The organism is Pseudofrankia sp. DC12, assembly GCF_000966285.1.
GTDB lineage: Bacteria > Actinomycetota > Actinomycetes > Frankiales > Frankiaceae > Pseudofrankia.
Genome location: NZ_KQ031391.1, coordinates 5605545 through 5621973 on the forward strand (window position 1 = coordinate 5605545; position 16429 = coordinate 5621973).

Genomic DNA, 16429 nt, shown 5'->3' on the forward strand with positions numbered 1-16429 from the left:
GCACCCGTTCCGGCCGCTCCGCCTCAGGCGGTTTCGACGCGGGCTGGGATGCCGAGAGCGTTCGCCCACAGCCGGGTGAGCTCGTCGGTGGCCGTCTGGACGTCCAGGCCGACCGGGTCGCGTGAGTTGAACAGCAGCTCGGCGAAGTGGGCGACCATGCCGCCGAGCGCCTGGGCCGCGTACTCCGGCTGGACCGCGGGATCGGCGACGCCGTCCTGCTGCAGGGCCCGGATGCGCCGCTCGATGGTCTGCGCGAAGGCGTTCTGGCGCTGGGTCCGGATTCGCCAGACCTCGGCGTCGATGGTGGCGACCTGGTGGATGACCCGCATGATCCCCGCGTTGGCGGCGTAGGACCGCAGGTAGTGCTCGTTGGCGGCCCGGATGCGCTCGACCGGGTCGGCGTCGGTGGGGGCCGGGTCGACGGTGAGCAGGTCGACCTCGACCGAGTCGACGACCTTCCGGAAGATCTCTTCCTTGGACACGAAGTACGTGTAGAACGAGCCGTGGGACGTGCCGGCCTCGTCGCAGATGTCGGCCACGCGGGCGCGCAGGAACCCGTCGCGCTCGAACACGACCCGAGCCGCGTCGAGCAGCTGGTCATGGGTCTGGCGGCCCCGGCTGGTCCGACCGGTGCCGCGCCGGCTGGTACGTGTGTCATCGCGCCAGCCGCGACTGGCATTGGGTAAGGAAAGCCGGTCGGCGCGGTCGGTCTGTTCGGACACGGAAGATCCTTCCCGGACGGCAGGGGCCGTGGCAGCGGTCTGGTCCACCGGCACGGTAACCCGCCGCCGTTGGCGGATCTCCTGTTATATCGAGTTCGACGTCGACGTTGGACCAGAAGTCTGGTCCGTGCGGGCGGGTCTCGGCAATTTTCGCGCCCAGACCCGCCTTGCCGGCCCAAATCTCAGGTGATCTCGGCGACCCCGGCCACGCGGGACCGAGGCAGGCCCGCGCGGCGACGGAATCGGGCCCGCGGGTGAGTCGGCGCGTCAGGCCTCGGGCGCCGCCGGGTGGCGGCTGGCGGCGTCAGCCGGTGATGACGGGGAGGGTCTCCCAGCCGCGGACCGTCGAGGTGCGGGCCTGCACGGCGTTCGGCCAGTCGACCTCCCACTCCGGGAAGCGCCTGAGCACCTCGTCGAGGGCGACCCGGCCTTCGAGGCGGGCCAGCGCCGCGCCGAGGCAGTGGTGGATGCCGTAACCGAAGGTGAGATGACGCCCGACGTCGCGGCGGATGTCGAAGCGGTCGGGGTCGGTGTAGCGGCGTTCATCGCGGTTCCCCGAGCCGTTGAGCAGGACCATGACGCTGCCCTCGGGAACGGTCTGGCCAAGGTGGGTGACGTCGTGGGCGACGTAACGGGCCTGGACCGGGGACGGCGCCTCGTAGCGGAGCAGCTCCTCGATCGCGTTCGGGATGAGCGAGCGGTCGGCGGCGAGCTCGCGGCGCTGGTCGGGGTTCTCGGCGAGCACCTTGCCGGCCCAGCCGACCAGCCTGGTGGTCGTCTCGTTGCCCGCGCCGGTCAGCAGGGCGATGTAGGTGAGGATCTCCTCGCGGGTGAGCGTGCGCGTCGTACCCGTCTCGTCCTCGAACTGCGCGGTCAGCAGCTCCGTCATGATGTCGTCGGACGGGTTCTTGGCCCGCCAGTCGATGTACGCGCCGAACTCGTCGCCGCCGTAGCTCATGTCCCACGACGGAAGTTCGGTCCCGTCACCGGCCAGTTTCAGTCCCTCGTCGAAGCGGTCCCGGATCGCCTCCTGGTCCTCCTCGGGAATGCCGAGCAGGTAGCCGATGGTGCGCATCGGCATCTGGGCGCCGAGGTCCTTGATGAGGTCGAGCCGGCCCGCGCCGACGAGCGGGTCGAGGCTGCGGGCGCAGAACTCCCGGACCTTCGGTTCGAGGGCGTTCATCTTCTTCGGCGTGAAGACCTGGGCCAGGATCCTGCGATGGGCCGTGTGGACCGGCGGGTCCTCGAAAAGGATGATCCCGGGCGGCAGCTCGATGTTCGCCCTGATGAGTTCCAGCACCGAGCCCTGGCCGGACCGGTAGGTATTCCAGTCGGCGAGCGCCGCCTCGACGTCGGCGAACCGGCTCAGCGCGAAGAAGTCGAACTTCTCGTTGTAGTAGAGCGGTGCCTCGTCGCGCAGCCGGCGCCAGGTCGGATACGGGTCGGCATCGATGGCCGCGTCGTAGGGGTCGTAGTAGACGTCGCGGCCGACGGTCACGTTCTCGCTGCTCGTCATGCGCGGGCGCTCCATCCTCTGGCGTCGGCGGGGCTGCCCGCGCGTTCGGCGCGGCGACAGCCTTGGCCACGGCGTGAACCGGCCCGACCCCGGGCGATCGATGCCGTAGAACCCGTTACACCGTCAGCCGTGCAGGAAGCGTGGCACGAGCACCACGTCAGGAGCAACGCACCGGTTCCTGCCTACCAGGCCGCCGCGAGGAATCCGGTGGCGAGGATCGAGGGCTTCGCGCCGTCGTGAGCGACCTCCAGGTCCTTGCCGGACAGATACAGCAGCCAGTGCCCGTCGGCGCTCGCGTCGAGGCTGGTGTGGTACCGGTCGGTGAGGCCGACGGCGATCTGCCGGACCTGCTGGCCGGTCGCCGGGTCGATCTCCAGCATGTCGACGTTCGTCGTGTTCGGCGGCCAGCCGTCGCAGCACTGCCGTACCGCGAACAGGTGGCCGTTCGGCAGGTAGACGCCCTCGGCGTAGTAAGTGCCCGCCGGGGCGCCCGGCAGCGGGACCGCGGTCGAGCCGTCGTCCTTGAAGTACGACGTGTCCGCCGCGGGATTCATGATCGCCAGCTGCCAGCCCTCGTTGTCCTGCACCGAGGAGATCGACACCGCGAGCTTGGCGCCGTCGGGCGACCAGGAGAGGTGGTCGACCGGCGCGGGCAGACCGGTGGACGCCACCTGGGGCGCCATCGGGTAGCGGTGCGTCTGGTGGGTGGCCAGGTCGACGACGATCACCTGGTACCCGGCGGTCAGGTCGTTGGCCGGGTAGCAGCTGGGACCCTTGTAGTCCTCGAAGTACAGCGTCGCGTAGGCGAGGCGCTCGCCGTTCGGGCTGAGCGCGGGGGAGCTGCCGGCCGCCGCGACGCGGGTCTTCGTGCCGTCCGAGGTGCTGACCCGCCAGATCTCGTGCTGGCAGCCGGTGGCGACCTCGTAGTAGACCGTCTTCCCGTCCGGGCTGACCGCGAGGGCGTCGCCGGCCACGCTGCTGGATACCAGGGTCCGGGTCGCCTGCCCGTTGGCCGGGTCGAGCAGCACCAGCGCGCCCGCCGCCGTCACGGCCGCGAGCGTCGGAGTGGCCTGCGCGCTGGTCGACAGGCCGTCCGAGGCCGTCGGCCCGCCACCGTCCGCCGGGGGAGTCGCCGAGCTACCCCCGAACGAGCAGGCGGCCAGCACCGCGGCGGCCAGCGCGAGGGTGACCGCTGCGACGAGCGGCCGTGGCCGCGCCGCGCGGCGGACCCGGCCGGCGCGTACCGTCGACGTCATCTGCGCACTCCCTGTTCTTCACGACCAGCGGGACCGAACCGTACCGTCCCATGCCATTCCGGGCGCGGTGAGTGCCTCGCACCCGGCACCGAGCCTGGCGGTCACCAAGGTCGACTGGTTCTCCGGTCTCACCGAGACCGGCGGCGTCACCGCCACCAAGAGGACCAGCCCCGATGGTTTCCGCCGCTCCATCGACCTGCTGACCAACAGCTTCGACGCCACCGGCACCCTGACCACGACGGTCAACGGCAAGCAGTACAAACAGCCGGCGAACGCGACCTAGACCGGTGGAACCTCGTCAGGTCCCGGACTCGGCGGCGACCGGGACCTGACGAGGTCAAAGGTCCCACTTCGCCCCAAGGCCCCGACTTCGATGCCGGCGGCTTCGGCCTGCCGATGGTCACCGCGCCGGTGCAGTTCGACGGGCGGCCGGGCCAGCCGACCCGCGCGCCCGAGCACGGCGAGCACACCGAGGACCTCCTGCTCGGGCTCGGCCTGAGCTGGGAGGAGAACACCGCGCTGAAGGAGCGGGGCGCGGTCCTGTAGCCGGCCGCGCGGCCTGCTCGGTTCGGCGCCCGAGACCGTGCGCCCACCGGCCGAGGCTCGCTGGATCAGCCGGTACGGCCGGCGGGCGGCAGGGTGGACGCGCGCACGACCAGGTGGGTGGCGAGCGTGAGGTGCGCCGTCGGCGCCGCCTCGCCACGCAGCAGGGAGAGCAGCAGCGCGGCCGCGCGCCGGCCCATCTCCTTGGTCGGCTGATGGACGGTGGTCAGCGGCGGGGCGTTCAGCGCCGACTCGGGAATGTTGCCGAAGCCGACCACCGAGAGGCCCCTGGTCCGAGCAGCCGCGCGAGCAGGGGTACCGGGACGCGCTGGCCGCGGCCGGCCTTGACGCCGATCCGGCACTGGTCGCCGCCGCCGACCCGGATCCCCGGGCCTGCCGCCGTGCGGCCTTGGCCTTCTTGGGCCGGGCCGAGCGGCCCACCGCGGTCTTCGCCACGAACGACATCGGCGCTGTCGCGACGGCCCGCGGGCCGACGTCGGCCGGTTGGTGGAGCTACCAGCGGGCGCGGGTCTGGTCCCGGTCGTCGGTCCACTGGTCGGAGCCGGGGCGCTCGTCCGGCACGTCCCGCGTGTCCGGGGCGCCGCCGCGCCGGTGCCGCGGCCCGCGCCGGTCGACCGCCATGGCCCGGTCGTCCTGCCTGCCCGGTGCTCCCGGCACGCCGGCGGCGTTCGCCGCGGCGCGGCTGCGCTTGATGTGCCGGTAGGCGAGGAAGAGCGCGACCACGAGGACGATGACGGCGATGATGTACGTCGGCCCGTGGAAGTCGTCGGCGATGTGCTTGTAGTTGCCGCCGACCTGGTAGCCCACGATGGCCAGCGCCGCGGTCCACGGGATGCAGCCGAGCGTGGTGTAGATGCCGAACTTGACCGGGTTCATCCGGGCGATGCCGGCGGGCAGCGAGATGAAGGTCCGGATCACCGGCAGCAGGCGTCCGACCAGGACGGAGACCGCGCCACGGTTGTCGAACCAGCGCTCGGCCTTGTCGAGGTCGTGTTCCCGCAGGAAGATGTACTTGCCGAACCTCATGATCAGCGGGGTGCCGCCGTACCGTCCGACGGCCCAGGCGATGTAGCTGCCGATGACGTTGCCGACCACGCCGGCGGCGATCACCAGGACGAGGCTCGGCTTCGAGCCCGCGAACGCCCCGGCCGACATCGCCCCGCCGACCAGCATGGTGACTTCGGACGGGATCGGGATACACGCGGACTCGAGGACCATCAGCACGAACACCGCGGCGATCCCGTAGGTGGTGATGAAGTGCTCCACGAGCGTCTAGGCCTCTTTCGCGGGGTGAGTGTGACGGATCGGGCGACGGGCCGGCCGGCGCCGCCGGGCTTCGCTTAGAAGATGGCGAACCGCAGGGTGCACAGCACGCCGGCCACAAAGCAGTAGATGGCGAACGGCGTGAGCGTACGTGTCTCGAAGTAGCGCACCAGGAAGCGGGTGGTGAGGTAGGCGGCGATCCCGGCGAGTACCGCTCCGAAGACGATCTGACCGTGGATGCCCTTCGTCTCGCTACCGGCGAGCTCAGGCAGCTTGAACAGGCCGGCCGCGAGGATGATGGGCGTCGCCAGCAGGAAGGCGAACCTGGCGGCGTCCTCGTTGTTGAGCCCGCGGGACAGGCCGCCGATCATGGTGACGCCGGACCGGGAGATGCCGGCGAGCAGTGCCAGCGACTGGAAGAGGCCGATGACGGTCGCTTCCTTGACGGTGAGGTTCTCGAGGGTCTTCGCCCGGCCTCGCCCGGTCGGCTGGGCGGTGCCCTGGTCGGCACCAGCCTGGGCCGGCACGCGGGAGCGGGACCGCCCGGGAATGCGGAGCGCCAGCGTCGGCGCGTCCCCGCCGCCGGCCGTCGTGGCATAACCGGCCTCGGCGCCCGCGCGCGCGTCCGGTGCCAGGGGTGAGGTCACGCCGTCGCGGCTGGTGGCGACGGCCGCGGGGGAGCGCCGGTCGGCGCGGTCGCGCATCCGCTGCCCGGTGTAGAGGACGACCCCGTTGATGGCCAGGAACAGGGAGACCGCGACCGGCTTGGCGAAGATCGTCCGCAGGGTGTGCTCGAGCGCGAGGCCGATCAGGCCGGTGGGGATGGTCCCTACGATGACCATCCAGGCCAGCCGCTGCTCCGAGGTCTCGATCTTCCGGGAGCGCAGCGTCTGTATGAAGGCCTTGATCAGACGGGCCCAGTCGGACCGGTAGAAGACCAGCAGCGCGATCGCCGTCGCCACGTGCAGGGCGACGATGAAGGCCAGGTACGGCGATTTGTCGGCCGAGTTCTCGGTCACCAGGTGCTTCCACGACCCACCGATCAGGGCCGGGATGATCACCGAGTGCCCCAGGCTGGAAACGGGGAACAACTCGGTGGCCCCCTGCAGGAGACCGATCACGCCTGACTGCAGATAGGTCAGGTCACTGGACACACGGGTCTCCGCTCGGTTCCGGGCCGGCAGGCGGGGCTGGCTGGCTGGCTGGCTGGCTGGGCTTGGCCGGCAGTACTCGCCTGGCAAGGGTGGTTTGGCTGGGCCGGCTCATCATACCCGTTCTACTACAACCTACTACAGTGCGGTTGCCGCCCGGACGACCGGTACCGCTGGTGGCGCGGGCCCAGGTAGCTTGGGTGGGTGACGATGGGCTCCGAAGGCAGGTCGCGGCGGCGGCCGGGACAGCTGGAGGCGGAGGTGCTCTCGGCGTTGTGGGCGGCCGACCGGCCACTCGCGCCCGGGGAGGTACAGGCCGCCCTTGGTGACGGCCTCGCCTACACCACGGTCATGACCATCCTCAACCGGCTGCACACCAAGGGCGAGCTGACCCGGACCGCCGCTGGCCGCACGTTCCTCTACCAGCCGGCCCAGAACACGGCCGAGTTCACCGCCCGGCGGATGCGTGGGCTGCTGGAGCAGGTCGACGACCCGGTCGGGGTGCTGGCCCGCTTCGTCGGCAGCCTGAAGCCCGGCGAGGAGCAGGCGCTGCGTGACCTGCTGAACCATCCGCGGACCGCTGATGACGCGGCCGGTCCAGGGGGCGAGGGCTGACGCGGTGCTGCTCTCTGTCTGCCTGGCCGGTGGGGCGGCGCTGCTGCTGTTGGCGGTCGCCCGCCCGGCCGCCCGCCGGCTCCCACCGGCGCGGGCGGCCCTGCTGCTGGCGACCTCCGCGCTGGGGGGTGCCGCCGTCTGGGTGATCGTCGTCGGACTGCTCGCCGTGCTGCTGGTCGGCCAGGCGCCGCCGGTCGCGGCCGTCGGGCGCTGGTCGGCTCGGCTCGTCGGCGCGGGTGACCCGGTGCCGACGGCCGCGTCGGTCGTCGCGTGGGTCGCGGTCGCCGTCGGGCTCGCGGGTGCCGCGATGCTGGCCCGCCGGCTCGTGGCGGAGGCGCGCCGCTGGCTGCCGGCCTACCGCTGCGACCGCTGCGCCGGCCTGCTCGTCGTCGTCGACGACCCGGAACCGGCCGCGCTGGCGGTGCCGGGCTGGCCCGGGCGGATCGTCGTGTCGTCGGGCATGCTGCGGGCTCTGCCGGCCGAGGAACGCCGGGTGCTGCTCGCCCACGAGCAATGCCACCTCAACCACGCGCACTGGGTCTTCCGGTTCGTGGTGCGGCTCGCCGCCGCGGCCTGCCCGCTGGCCCGGCCCTACGTCGCCGCCTGCGACCACGCCCTGGAGCGCTGGGCGGACGAGGCGGCCGCCGCCGCCACCGGCGACCGGCGCCTGACCGCGCAGGCCGTCGCCCGGGCCGCGCTCGCCCGCCACGACGCGGCGCGAGCCACCGCCCCCGCCTTCACCGACGGCCACATCTCCGACCGCGTAGCCGCGCTGCTGGCTCCACCACCCCGACGGCGCTGGCTGCCGGCGGCGGCCCCGCTGCTGGTCCTGGCCGTCGCCGCGGTCTGCGCCCTGCTCGCCGGGCACGACGTCCACGAACTCTTCGAGTTCGCCCGCTACCCACGCCACGGCACCTGACGGGCCCGCCCCGGCCCGGGCGGGAGCGGTCTGTCGCACCCGGCACCTAGGATCGCGGGCATGGAGCGGAGGGTTCTGGGGCGCACCGGCCGGCCGGTGTCCGTGGCCGGGCTCGGTACCTGGCAGCTGGGTGCCGACTGGGGTGCCGTCGACGAGGCGAGCGCGCTCGACGTGCTCGCCGCCGCCGTCGAGCAGGGCGTCACGCTCTTCGACACCGCGGACGTCTATGGAGACGGCCGAAGCGAGCAGCTCATCGGCCGGTTCCTGCGGGAGCACCCGGGCAGCGGCGTCTTCGTCGCCACCAAGATGGGCCGGCGGCTCGCGCAGGTGCCGGAGAACTACGTGCTCGCGAACTTCCGGGCCTGGAACGACCGCTCCCGGCGCAACCTGGGCACCGACCGGCTCGACCTGGTCCAGCTGCACTGCCCGCCGACCTCGGTGGTCACCGGCGGCGAGGTGTACGACGCGCTCGACACGATGGTCGCGGAGGGGCGGATCGCGAGCTACGGCGTGAGCGTCGAGACGGTGGCCGAGGGCCTCGCGGCGATCCGCCGGCCGCATGTCGCGAGCGTCCAGATCATCCTCAACGCGTTCCGGCAGAAACCGCTGGAGGATTTCCTGCCGGCTGCGCTGGCCGCCGGCGTCGGCGTCCTCGCTCGCGTCCCGCTGGCCTCGGGCCTGCTGTCCGGCCGCTACGACGAGAACACCGTGTTCGACCCGTCCGACCACCGGTCGTTCAACCGGCACGGCGAGGCCTTCGACGTCGGCGAGACGTTCTCCGGTGTGGACTTCCCGACCGGTGTCGCGGCCGCCCGGGCGTTCGCCGGGCTGTCGGACCATCCGGCCCGGCTCGCGCTGCGCTGGGTGATCGACCAGCCTGGCGTCACGACTGTCATCCCCGGCGCCCGCAGCCGGGCGCAGGCGGCCGAAAACGCGGGCGCCGCCGCGGCACCGCCGTTGGACGCCGCCACCCTTACGGCCATCCGCGAGATCTACGACGAGCGGATCCGCGGGCTCGTTCATAACCGCTGGTAACCCGACTGGTGCGTAGGTCGGACGGCCGCGGGTTCGGCCCGTTTGGGCCGGGTCCGCGGCCTCCCGGTGCGGCATGATGCGGACTCATGAGCGTCGAGACCCTGGTGCACCGTCCTAACGGATGGGAGCTGCGGCGTGAGCGGGTGGCCCGGCATCTGGAACGCACCGCGTTGACGCTGTTCGCCCAGGAGGCTCCGCAGGACGTCACGATCGAGCGGATCGCGGCGGCGGCCGGCATCTCGATGCGCACGTTCTTCCGCTACTTCGGCAGCCGCGACGAGGTGCTCGCCGCGCTGCCGCGAACCCTGACCGAGATCCTCTGCACCAGGGTCCGCGACCGGCCGGCGCACGAGTCGCTGGTCGAGGCGTTCTCGGCGGCAGTCCGGGAGACCGAGGCGGAGCGCGGCACCGAGCGCGAGGCGGATCGAGAGCTGCTGCTGACCTGGGGCCTAGCCGTGCATCGCCTGCCGGAAGCCGTGCTGCTGGCGCTAGCCCGTGGCGCGGTGAGTACCGCGGTGTCGTTCCAGTCCGCCGTCTGCGCGCGGCTCGGGGTCGCACCCGACGACGCCCGCGCCGGGGCATACGCGGCGGCCCTTTCCGGCGTCGTCAGCTACGCGTTCGAGCGCTGGGTCGCCGGTGGCGGCGACGGCTCGCTGTCCGAGACGCTTCTCGACGCTCTCGCGACCCTGCCGGACCTGCGTTAGCCCGGACCACCTGCGTCGTGGCCGCGCGGATGTTGGCTTCTCAGACCTGACGGGTCGTCAGGTCAACGGGCTGGTGGCACCACTCGGCTGGTTGACGAGGTGACGGCGATGGGCGATCCGAGTCCGACGATGGCTGCCCCGCGAGACCTGCTGGCCCCCCGGGGCGTGGCGGCCGGCTGTGGGACGCGCTGTACGCACGGGACTGGCCGCGGCTGCGGGGCCTTCTTCGGGCCCGACTCGATCTACTACGACGTGCCGACGACCGCTGCGGCCGCAGCCCGCGGCCCGGAGCACATCGAGGCTGGCTGAGGACCGCGCTCGCTGGCCTGTCCGAGTACAGCCACGGCAGCTCCCGCGTCGTCGCCGAAGGTGACCTCGTCATCACCGAGCACGAGGAGCGCTGGGGCTGGCCCACCGGGGGGAAGGTCACCCTGCCGTTCGTCTCCGTCCAGCGGATCGAGGACAGCGTGATCACGCTGTGGCGGGACTACTGGGACTTCAGGACGCTGCTGGCCGCGGCGCCGCCCGGCTGGCAGGAGTCAATGGCCTTCGGCGACCCCCGGCTGCCCGGTCCAGGTCGGGATTTGCCAAGAAAGGCTGGCGGCTGCGGGCCGGCCATCTACACTGAGGTGATGCACATCACATCTTGCTCAGGACATGCGGGCGGGAGACGGCCGGGCCAGCGCGCCGGCTGTCGACCTCCCCCGGGTGACGGCGCGTCGCCCGCCCGAGGGCGGTCCCCGGCGCCTCCTGAGGCGGACCGCGTGGACAGGAGCGAGCGTGGCTGATGCTGAGGAACTGCCGCCGGTGGACCAGCTGGCCATCACCAATCTGTTGGCGCGGTACTGCGTGCTGCTCGACCTCGCGGACATCGACGGCTGGGTCGGGCTGTTCACCTCCGATGCGGGCTTCGACATCGACGGGCGGACCTACCGTGGCCACGACGGGCTGCGCCGGCTGATGCGGACCGCGCAGCGCGGGACCCACCTCGCCAACCCGCCGGTCATCGAGCCGGTCGGCCCCGGCCGGGTCCGCACCACCCGCAATGCGCTGTTCGTCAACCGGCACAACGGCTCGCTGCGCCACACCCTCTATCGGGACGAGGTGGTGCGCACGGCCGACGGCTGGCGGATCCATTCGGTCGTGTGCCGTTTCGTCACCGGCGACGGGCTGGTCGTCTGGCCCGAACCGGGATTCGAGTCGCCGGTTCACGGCATCGACCTCCCCGACTGGGCGGACGCCTGAGCTTCCAGTTCCTCGCGGTGGCGACGGCCCGGCCTCGTCTGCGTCGGCGAAGATTGCACCGTGTACGTTCCGTCGCGCTCGGAAACTGCGCCGTTTGAGCTGAGATGTGGCGCGGCAAACGAAATGGGAAGCGCCCGACACGAAAACGGCGCCCTCCGTGCGGAGGACGCCGTTTTGCGTTGGCCCGGCGGGTGGTGCCGGCCGCGTCGTCAGCGGCGCGCTGACCGCCAGATGGGCTGGAGGATGACGATGGCGCCGGCCGCGACCGCGATCTGGAGAATGTGGCGGATCCAGTCGACGCCGCCGGTGTGCCCGACGCCGACGGCGCTGGCGATCACGTTCCCGATCAGCGCGCCGATGATGCCGGCGACGATCGTCAGCCAGATCGGGAGGCTCTGGCGTCCACGCAGGACGAGCCGCGCGAGTGCCCCGATGATCAGACCCGCAATGATGATCCAGATGATTTGGAACATGGCACTCTCGCTTCCGCGCGTTGGCCCCACCGCCGTCGGGGAGGCATGGTACGAAGCCGGACAGTATCGTCTTCGCCCGCGCTTGCAGGTGTAACGCCTCAATCTGACATCGCGTTGCGCGTCGGGCCCGTGAGATAGCACCTTCTGGCGGTCCTGGCGACCGGTCGAGGTATCGGCACAGGCCCGCCGGCGTCACCGCGAGTATCCGGGCCGGCCGCGCGACCGCCGCGAAATCGCACTCATCCGGCCAGCCGTGGGCCGCGGCCGCGATCAACACGTGGCGGGCGGCGCCTACCGGGCGGCCCGACTGTCCTTACCCTGAGGAAGTGTCCCGGTCCGCCCGCGCCGCGCCGGAGGTGTCATGGAACGCTCGCACCCCACCGCGCGGTTCGACGACCTGCGGGCCGGAGTGGCCTGGGAGCTAGGGCCACCCGCCTTCGTCCTGGAGACGAGCCGGCCCGCTGAGGTCGCGCCGCTGCTGGCGGAGCTGGAGCGGGCCACCACCGATGGCTGGTGGGCGTACGGATTCCTCGCCTACGAGGCCGCGGCTGGCCTGGACCCCGGGCTCGCGGTCCACCCGGGCGTGGCCGGGCTGCCGCTGGCCTGGTTCGGCGTCTGCTCCGCGCCCGTGGTCGTCACGCCGGTGCGGCCGGCGGACGGCGGCGCCTACCACCTCGGCCACTGCGAGCTGGCCTGGGACGAGGACACCCACCGCGACCGGGTCGAGGCCGTCCGCCGGTACATCGCCGCGGGCGAGACCTACCAGACGAACCTGACCACCCGGCTGACGGCGGAGGCGGACGGCGACCCGCGCGCGCTGTACGCCGACCTCGCGCTCGGCCAGCGCGGCGCCTACAACGCGTTCGTCGACACCGGCCGGTTCGTGGTCGCGAGCGCCAGCCCCGAGCTGTTCTTCGAGGTCGACGGCCGCGACGTGCGGACCGGGCCGATGAAGGGCACGGCCGGGCGCGGCGCCACCCCGGCGGCGGACGCGGCGATCCTCGCGGCGCTGCGGGCCAGCGAGAAGGAACGCGCCGAGAACATCATGATCGTCGACCTGCTGCGCAACGATCTCGCCCGGCTCGCCGAGACCGGCGGGGTGCGGGTGACGTCGCTGTGCCGGGCTGAGCGGTTCGAGACCGTTTACCAGCTGACGTCGCGGGTCACGGCACGGCTGCGACCGGAGGTCGGGCTGGTCGACGTCTTCCGGGCGCTGTTTCCCTGCGGCTCGGTGACCGGGGCGCCCAAGCGGCGCACGATGGAGATCGTCCGCGAGCTGGAGGATGGCCCGCGGGGGGTGTACTGCGGCGCCCTCGGCCTGGTGGCCCCGCCGCGCGCCCGGTTCCAGGCCCGGTTCAGCGTCCCCATCCGCACCGCGGTCCTCGACCGCGCCACCGGCCACGTCGACTACGGCACCGGCGGCGGCATCACCTGGGACTCGGAGCCGGCCGCGGAGTACGCCGAGCTGTGCGCCAAGGCCAGGGTTCTGACCCGCCTGGCCCGTTCGGCCCTCGTTCGCTGAGTCGGGCGGCTGGCGCTGGTCCGGGTCCTCGGTTGCCAGGCCCAGGCCTCCGTCGCGATCGCTCGCCCGCTCGAGATCGCGACCGGGGCGGATGACTGAGCTCCAATCGACCCTCGGAGGCCCGTTCTGGGTGGCGCACCCGAGCTCGCCTGCGCCGTAGCCTGGCACTGCGACGACCGGGCCGGCTGTGACGCGGGACCCGACCGCCGCGTTCCAGCGGCCCGTGCCCCAGCGCCCCGCGGCCCGCGCCCGGCCCAGACGACAAGGCGTCCTGGCCGCCTCAGATAGGAGACCGAGTGACCGCGCAGATCCTCGACGGCCGTGCCCAGTCGGCGGCGATCCTCGACCGGGTGCAACGGGAGGTGGCGGAGTTCGTCGCGGCCCACGGCCGGGTCCCGGTGCTGGCGACCGTGCTCGTCGGCGACGACCCGGCCTCGCACACCTACGTCCGGATGAAGGCCAACCGGTGCGCCAAGGTGGGCATGCAGTCGCGCCGCCTGGACCTGGACGCGTCGATCTCGACCGAGACGCTCGTCGAACGGATCCGGGAGCTGTCCGCCGACCCGGAGGTCGACGGCATCCTGCTGCAGCACCCGGTGCCCGACCACATCGACGAGCGGGCCGCGTTCGAGGCGATCGCCCCGGCCAAGGACGTCGACGGCGTCACCCGCACCTCGTTCGCGATGATGGCCTTCGACGAGGGCGGGTTCCACTCGGCGACCCCCGGCGGGATCATGGCCCTTCTCGACGCCTACGAGATCCCGCTGGCGGGCCGGCACGCGGTCGTCGTCGGGCGCAGCCCGATCCTGGGCAAGCCGGTCGGCATGCTGCTGCTGGCCCGCAATGCGACCGTCACCTACTGCCACTCGCGCACCACCGACCTGGCCGACCACGTCGCCCGCGCGGACGTCGTCGTCGCCGCCGTCGGCCGCCCCGCTCTCATCCGAGGCGAGTGGATCAAGCCGGGTGCGGCCGTCGTCGACGCCGGCTACGCCGACAACAGCGGCGACGTCGAGTACGAGCCGGCCGCCGAGCGGGCCTCGTACATCACCCCGGTGCCCGGCGGCGTCGGCCCGATGACGATCGCCGTCCTGATCGACCAGACGATGCGGGCGGCCCAGGCCCGCGAGGCTGCCCGCACGGGCCGCCCCCGCCGCACCGGCGTCGCCACCGGCACGCGGTAGGGCTGGTCAGGGCACGTCCGCCGGGCCGGCGCGCCGGTGGCGGCCCGGACGAGGCGTATCGAGATCTATGTCCTACGATGGCGCGCTATGTGCGCTGCTGCCGTCGCGGCACTGCGCAAGGGGGCGAACGTCACCCTTAGCGCGCTCGCTGACGAACTGGGTTCGGTCTCCGCGATGCTGGAGTGGGGCGTCGAGCGGGGACGGCGGCTCGACGCGGACGTAAGCGCCGTACTGATCGGCGACGACGGCAGGGCCCGGTCCAACGACGACCTCGTCTTCTACAACCAGAAGGCGGGTGGCGACGGCGCCGTCCGGCTGCGCGGCAAGGTGTCCTTCGAGGCCGAACGGTTCACCGGCTTCGCCGACGTCATCGAGGATCCCGGGTCTGGCCAACGCGCCCGCGGCGGCGCAGGCCCTGATGCGGCCGCAGGGCGGCGTCGCGCGCGGCTGGCAGCCGGCCCGGCTCTTCCCCGTCGCCGGCATCGGCGGCGCGCAGGAGCAGGAACGGCGGGCGACCTCCGCGCTGCTCGCCGTGCTGGCTGGCGTTGACGAGCTGGGCGCCGTCTTCCTCGACCGGATGCGCGGGCCGCGCGGAGCGAGGCTCACGACGTTCACCGAGGTGCCCTTCACCCTCAACGGCGGCGCATACCGTCCTGACGGCGTCATCCAGGCCGAGCGGCCAGGGCAACGGCCCTGGACCGGCCTGGTCGAGGTCAAGACCGGCAAGAACCTGCTCTGCGTTCCCTCGGTAGGCCGCGTCGGCCATGCGGGCCAAGGCCAGCTGAACAGCGCAGGTCCTGACGGTTCTCACCCCGATCGCGGAGCCGCTCGCCCGGTCGCGGTGGTGAACTGTTGCTGGCCAGTTTCCCGGCCAACCGTCCGGCGTCGCCTCGTCGGGGCCTCCGGCCGGCGGGACGAGCAGGGGAGGCACCATTCGCGCGGCCTCGGACCGGAACCGTTGGTCGGTCTGGTTCTCCTACTACCTGTTCGTCATCTTCGGCATCGGGCTGGGCGCGACCGGGGTGCTGCTGCCCGCGCAGATGCGCGACTACGGGGTGGACCAGGCGGCGATCGGGGCCACCTTCGTCGCCAACTCGGTCGGGTTCGTGGTGGCCAGCGCGGTCGTCGGGCCGCTCGGCCACCGGTTCGGCATGCGGCGGATGATCCTGGCCGCCAGCGTCGTGCTCGGCGGCGCCTGCCTGCTGTCCGCCAGCCGGCCGCCGTTGGTGGTGCTCGTCCTGGCCAGCTTCGTCGTCGGTTCGGCGTCCGGCTCCTGTGAGGGCGTGCTCAACGCGTACGTCGCCGGGCTGCCGTCGGCCACGGCGGTGATGAACCGGCTGCACGCCTACTTCGGCGTCGGCGCGCTGCTCGGCCCGCTGGCCGCGGCCGGCCTGTTGACCGTGACCGGCTGGCCCGCGGTGATGATGATCATGGCAGTCCTCGCTCTGCCTCCCGCGGCCATCGGCTGGCTCACGTTCCCCGCCCGTGACGTCGATCCGCTGCTGGTCGCCCACCCCGGCGCCGTCGTCGCCAGCAGCGCGGCGGGCGCGGACGGGCCCGCGCCCGCCGCCCTGAGCCGCGGCGGCCGGCACGCGCTGCTCGCCGTCGTGCGCCAGCCCTTGGTGCTGTGGGCCGGGGCCATGCTCTGCCTCTACGTCGGCCTGGAACAGGGCCTTGGAAACTGGGGCTACACCTACCTGGTCGACGCCCGATCGGTGTCCGGCCTGCTTGCCGGCTACACCGCCAGCGGCTACTGGTTCGGCCTGACGGCCGGCCGGTTCATGGCCACGCCGGCGACCACCCGGCTGCGCCTGTCGGCGACCCAGCTGCTGTCGGTCTGCATGGTCGGGACGACGGTGAGCTGCGCGATGCTGTGGGCCGCCCCCGCCACCTCGGGCCTGGCGAGCCTTAGCTTCGTCCCGTTGGGCTTCTTCCTCGGGCCGGTCTACCCGACCACGATGTCGATCATGCACCGGCTGACTGACGCCCGCCTGGTGCCGACCGCGATCGGCGCGCTGGGCGCTGGCGGGGTCGCTGGCGGCGCCTTGTTCCCCTGGCTCATGGGCACGGTCATCCAGCTGGTCGGGCCGTGGACGCTGCCCCCGGCCGCGCTGCTGCTGGCGGTGCTGCAGTACGCGCTCTGGCGGGTGCTGGGGCGCCGGCTCGCCGGATCGGGCAGACCGGGCGGTACCGGCCCGGCCGTCGGCCTGCCGAACGGGGAGGTCGGACGGTTCGTCCCGAGCCCGGCCGGGGACTGACC

General features: G+C 72.6%; 20 protein-coding genes and 1 pseudogene. 14 read left to right on the forward strand and 7 right to left on the reverse strand.

Annotated elements, in window-relative coordinates:
* Positions 1-23: 23 nt before the first annotated feature.
* The 3 genes from FRADC12_RS22550 to FRADC12_RS22560 form a co-directional block, all read right to left on the reverse strand.
* Positions 24-722 carry a TetR/AcrR family transcriptional regulator gene (locus FRADC12_RS22550; protein WP_045878135.1) on the reverse strand — a complete coding sequence of 233 codons (699 nt, stop codon included), beginning with the start codon at positions 720-722 and terminating at the stop codon, positions 24-26.
* Between the two features lie 304 nt (positions 723-1026).
* Positions 1027-2238: a cytochrome P450 gene (locus FRADC12_RS22555; protein WP_045880051.1), complete on the reverse strand. Its 1212-nt coding sequence runs from the start codon at positions 2236-2238 to the stop codon at positions 1027-1029.
* A gap of 182 nt (positions 2239-2420) precedes the next feature.
* The gene (locus FRADC12_RS22560; protein WP_045878136.1) at positions 2421-3494 is read right to left on the reverse strand and encodes a TolB family protein; all 1074 of its coding nucleotides are present in this window, start codon (positions 3492-3494) and stop codon (positions 2421-2423) included.
* Between the two features lie 67 nt (positions 3495-3561).
* Here FRADC12_RS22560 and FRADC12_RS31650 point away from each other — a divergent pair, with 67 nt between their 5' ends.
* Entirely contained in the window at positions 3562-3777 is a 216-nt protein-coding gene (locus FRADC12_RS31650; RefSeq protein ID WP_157488988.1) for a hypothetical protein, read from the forward strand.
* Between the two features lie 113 nt (positions 3778-3890).
* On the forward strand, positions 3891-4040 hold the full coding sequence (locus FRADC12_RS30320) for a hypothetical protein (RefSeq protein ID WP_502685280.1): 150 nt from the start codon (positions 3891-3893) through the stop codon (positions 4038-4040).
* A 65-nt stretch (positions 4041-4105) separates the two neighbouring features.
* On the opposite strand, the gene FRADC12_RS22570 is transcribed toward FRADC12_RS30320, so the two are convergent.
* Positions 4106-4315, reverse strand: coding sequence for a substrate-binding domain-containing protein (locus FRADC12_RS22570; RefSeq protein ID WP_045878138.1), 210 nt, complete (start codon positions 4313-4315; stop codon positions 4106-4108).
* 44 nt (positions 4316-4359) lie between these two features.
* On the opposite strand from FRADC12_RS22570, the pseudogene FRADC12_RS33390 reads away from it, so the two are divergent.
* A pseudogene (locus FRADC12_RS33390) lies at positions 4360-4497 on the forward strand (LacI family DNA-binding transcriptional regulator); the annotation flags it as partial.
* Positions 4498-4550: 53 nt separating this feature from the next.
* Here the strand turns inward: FRADC12_RS33390 and FRADC12_RS22575 are convergent.
* Positions 4551-5324, reverse strand: a complete 774-nt coding sequence (locus FRADC12_RS22575) for a DedA family protein (RefSeq protein ID WP_045878139.1) — start codon at positions 5322-5324, stop codon at positions 4551-4553.
* Between the two features lie 74 nt (positions 5325-5398).
* The gene (locus FRADC12_RS22580) at positions 5399-6475 is read right to left on the reverse strand and encodes an undecaprenyl-diphosphate phosphatase (protein WP_045878140.1); all 1077 of its coding nucleotides are present in this window, start codon (positions 6473-6475) and stop codon (positions 5399-5401) included.
* A gap of 207 nt (positions 6476-6682) precedes the next feature.
* On the opposite strand from FRADC12_RS22580, the gene FRADC12_RS22585 reads away from it, so the two are divergent.
* The 7 genes from FRADC12_RS22585 to FRADC12_RS22610 all read left to right on the forward strand — a co-directional run bounded on the left by FRADC12_RS22585 (position 6683) and on the right by FRADC12_RS22610 (position 10990).
* A complete protein-coding gene (locus tag FRADC12_RS22585; protein WP_045878141.1) occupies positions 6683-7087 on the forward strand; it encodes a BlaI/MecI/CopY family transcriptional regulator in 405 nt (134 codons plus the stop codon).
* 4 nt (positions 7088-7091) lie between these two features.
* Positions 7092-8006, forward strand: coding sequence for a M56 family metallopeptidase (locus tag FRADC12_RS22590; protein WP_045880052.1), 915 nt, complete (start codon positions 7092-7094; stop codon positions 8004-8006).
* A gap of 60 nt (positions 8007-8066) precedes the next feature.
* Positions 8067-9041, forward strand: coding sequence for an aldo/keto reductase (locus FRADC12_RS22595; RefSeq protein ID WP_045878142.1), 975 nt, complete (start codon positions 8067-8069; stop codon positions 9039-9041).
* Between the two features lie 86 nt (positions 9042-9127).
* Positions 9128-9745, forward strand: a complete 618-nt coding sequence (locus FRADC12_RS28675) for a TetR family transcriptional regulator (protein WP_052711095.1) — start codon at positions 9128-9130, stop codon at positions 9743-9745.
* 108 nt (positions 9746-9853) lie between these two features.
* Entirely contained in the window at positions 9854-10054 is a 201-nt protein-coding gene (locus tag FRADC12_RS33395; RefSeq protein WP_045878143.1) for a hypothetical protein, read from the forward strand.
* A complete protein-coding gene (locus tag FRADC12_RS33400) occupies positions 9958-10533 on the forward strand; it encodes a nuclear transport factor 2 family protein (RefSeq protein WP_502685319.1) in 576 nt (191 codons plus the stop codon). Before FRADC12_RS33395 ends, FRADC12_RS33400 begins: the two co-directional genes overlap by 97 nt.
* Complete coding sequence (locus FRADC12_RS22610; RefSeq protein WP_084011116.1) at positions 10526-10990, forward strand: nuclear transport factor 2 family protein; 465 nt, start codon at positions 10526-10528, stop codon at positions 10988-10990. Before FRADC12_RS33400 ends, FRADC12_RS22610 begins: the two co-directional genes overlap by 8 nt.
* A 209-nt stretch (positions 10991-11199) precedes the next feature.
* On the opposite strand, the gene FRADC12_RS22615 is transcribed toward FRADC12_RS22610, so the two are convergent.
* A complete protein-coding gene (locus FRADC12_RS22615; protein ID WP_045878144.1) occupies positions 11200-11463 on the reverse strand; it encodes a GlsB/YeaQ/YmgE family stress response membrane protein in 264 nt (87 codons plus the stop codon).
* Positions 11464-11824: 361 nt separating this feature from the next.
* On the opposite strand from FRADC12_RS22615, the gene pabB reads away from it, so the two are divergent.
* The 4 genes from pabB to FRADC12_RS22635 all read left to right on the forward strand — a co-directional run bounded on the left by pabB (position 11825) and on the right by FRADC12_RS22635 (position 16427).
* A complete protein-coding gene (pabB, locus tag FRADC12_RS22620) occupies positions 11825-12985 on the forward strand; it encodes an aminodeoxychorismate synthase component I (RefSeq protein ID WP_052711096.1) in 1161 nt (386 codons plus the stop codon).
* A 296-nt stretch (positions 12986-13281) separates the two neighbouring features.
* Positions 13282-14169: a bifunctional 5,10-methylenetetrahydrofolate dehydrogenase/5,10-methenyltetrahydrofolate cyclohydrolase gene (locus tag FRADC12_RS22625; protein ID WP_045878145.1), complete on the forward strand. Its 888-nt coding sequence runs from the start codon at positions 13282-13284 to the stop codon at positions 14167-14169.
* 87 nt (positions 14170-14256) lie between these two features.
* Positions 14257-14718 (forward strand): TerD family protein, encoded by a 462-nt coding sequence (locus FRADC12_RS22630; protein ID WP_045878146.1) that lies wholly within the window; start codon positions 14257-14259, stop codon positions 14716-14718.
* Between the two features lie 473 nt (positions 14719-15191).
* Positions 15192-16427, forward strand: coding sequence for an MFS transporter (locus FRADC12_RS22635; RefSeq protein ID WP_045878147.1), 1236 nt, complete (start codon positions 15192-15194; stop codon positions 16425-16427).
* Positions 16428-16429 lie beyond the last annotated feature (2 nt).

Bases quoted from the DNA above. Each gene is read 5' to 3' on its own strand.
- FRADC12_RS28675 (WP_052711095.1), top strand. From the start codon at position 9,128: ATGAGCGTCGAGACCCTGGTGCACCGTCCTAACGGATGGGAGCTGCGG.
- FRADC12_RS22555 (WP_045880051.1), bottom strand. From the start codon at position 2,238: ATGACGAGCAGCGAGAACGTGACCGTCGGCCGCGACGTCTACTACGAC.
- FRADC12_RS22585 (WP_045878141.1), top strand. From the start codon at position 6,683: ATGGGCTCCGAAGGCAGGTCGCGGCGGCGGCCGGGACAGCTGGAGGCG.
- FRADC12_RS33395 (WP_045878143.1), top strand. From the start codon at position 9,854: ATGGGCGATCCGAGTCCGACGATGGCTGCCCCGCGAGACCTGCTGGCC.
- FRADC12_RS30320 (WP_502685280.1), top strand. From the start codon at position 3,891: ATGGTCACCGCGCCGGTGCAGTTCGACGGGCGGCCGGGCCAGCCGACC.
- FRADC12_RS22560 (WP_045878136.1), bottom strand. From the start codon at position 3,494: ATGACGTCGACGGTACGCGCCGGCCGGGTCCGCCGCGCGGCGCGGCCA.
- FRADC12_RS22615 (WP_045878144.1), bottom strand. From the start codon at position 11,463: ATGTTCCAAATCATCTGGATCATCATTGCGGGTCTGATCATCGGGGCA.
- FRADC12_RS22595 (WP_045878142.1), top strand. From the start codon at position 8,067: ATGGAGCGGAGGGTTCTGGGGCGCACCGGCCGGCCGGTGTCCGTGGCC.
- pabB (WP_052711096.1), top strand. From the start codon at position 11,825: ATGGAACGCTCGCACCCCACCGCGCGGTTCGACGACCTGCGGGCCGGA.
- FRADC12_RS22630 (WP_045878146.1), top strand. From the start codon at position 14,257: ATGTGCGCTGCTGCCGTCGCGGCACTGCGCAAGGGGGCGAACGTCACC.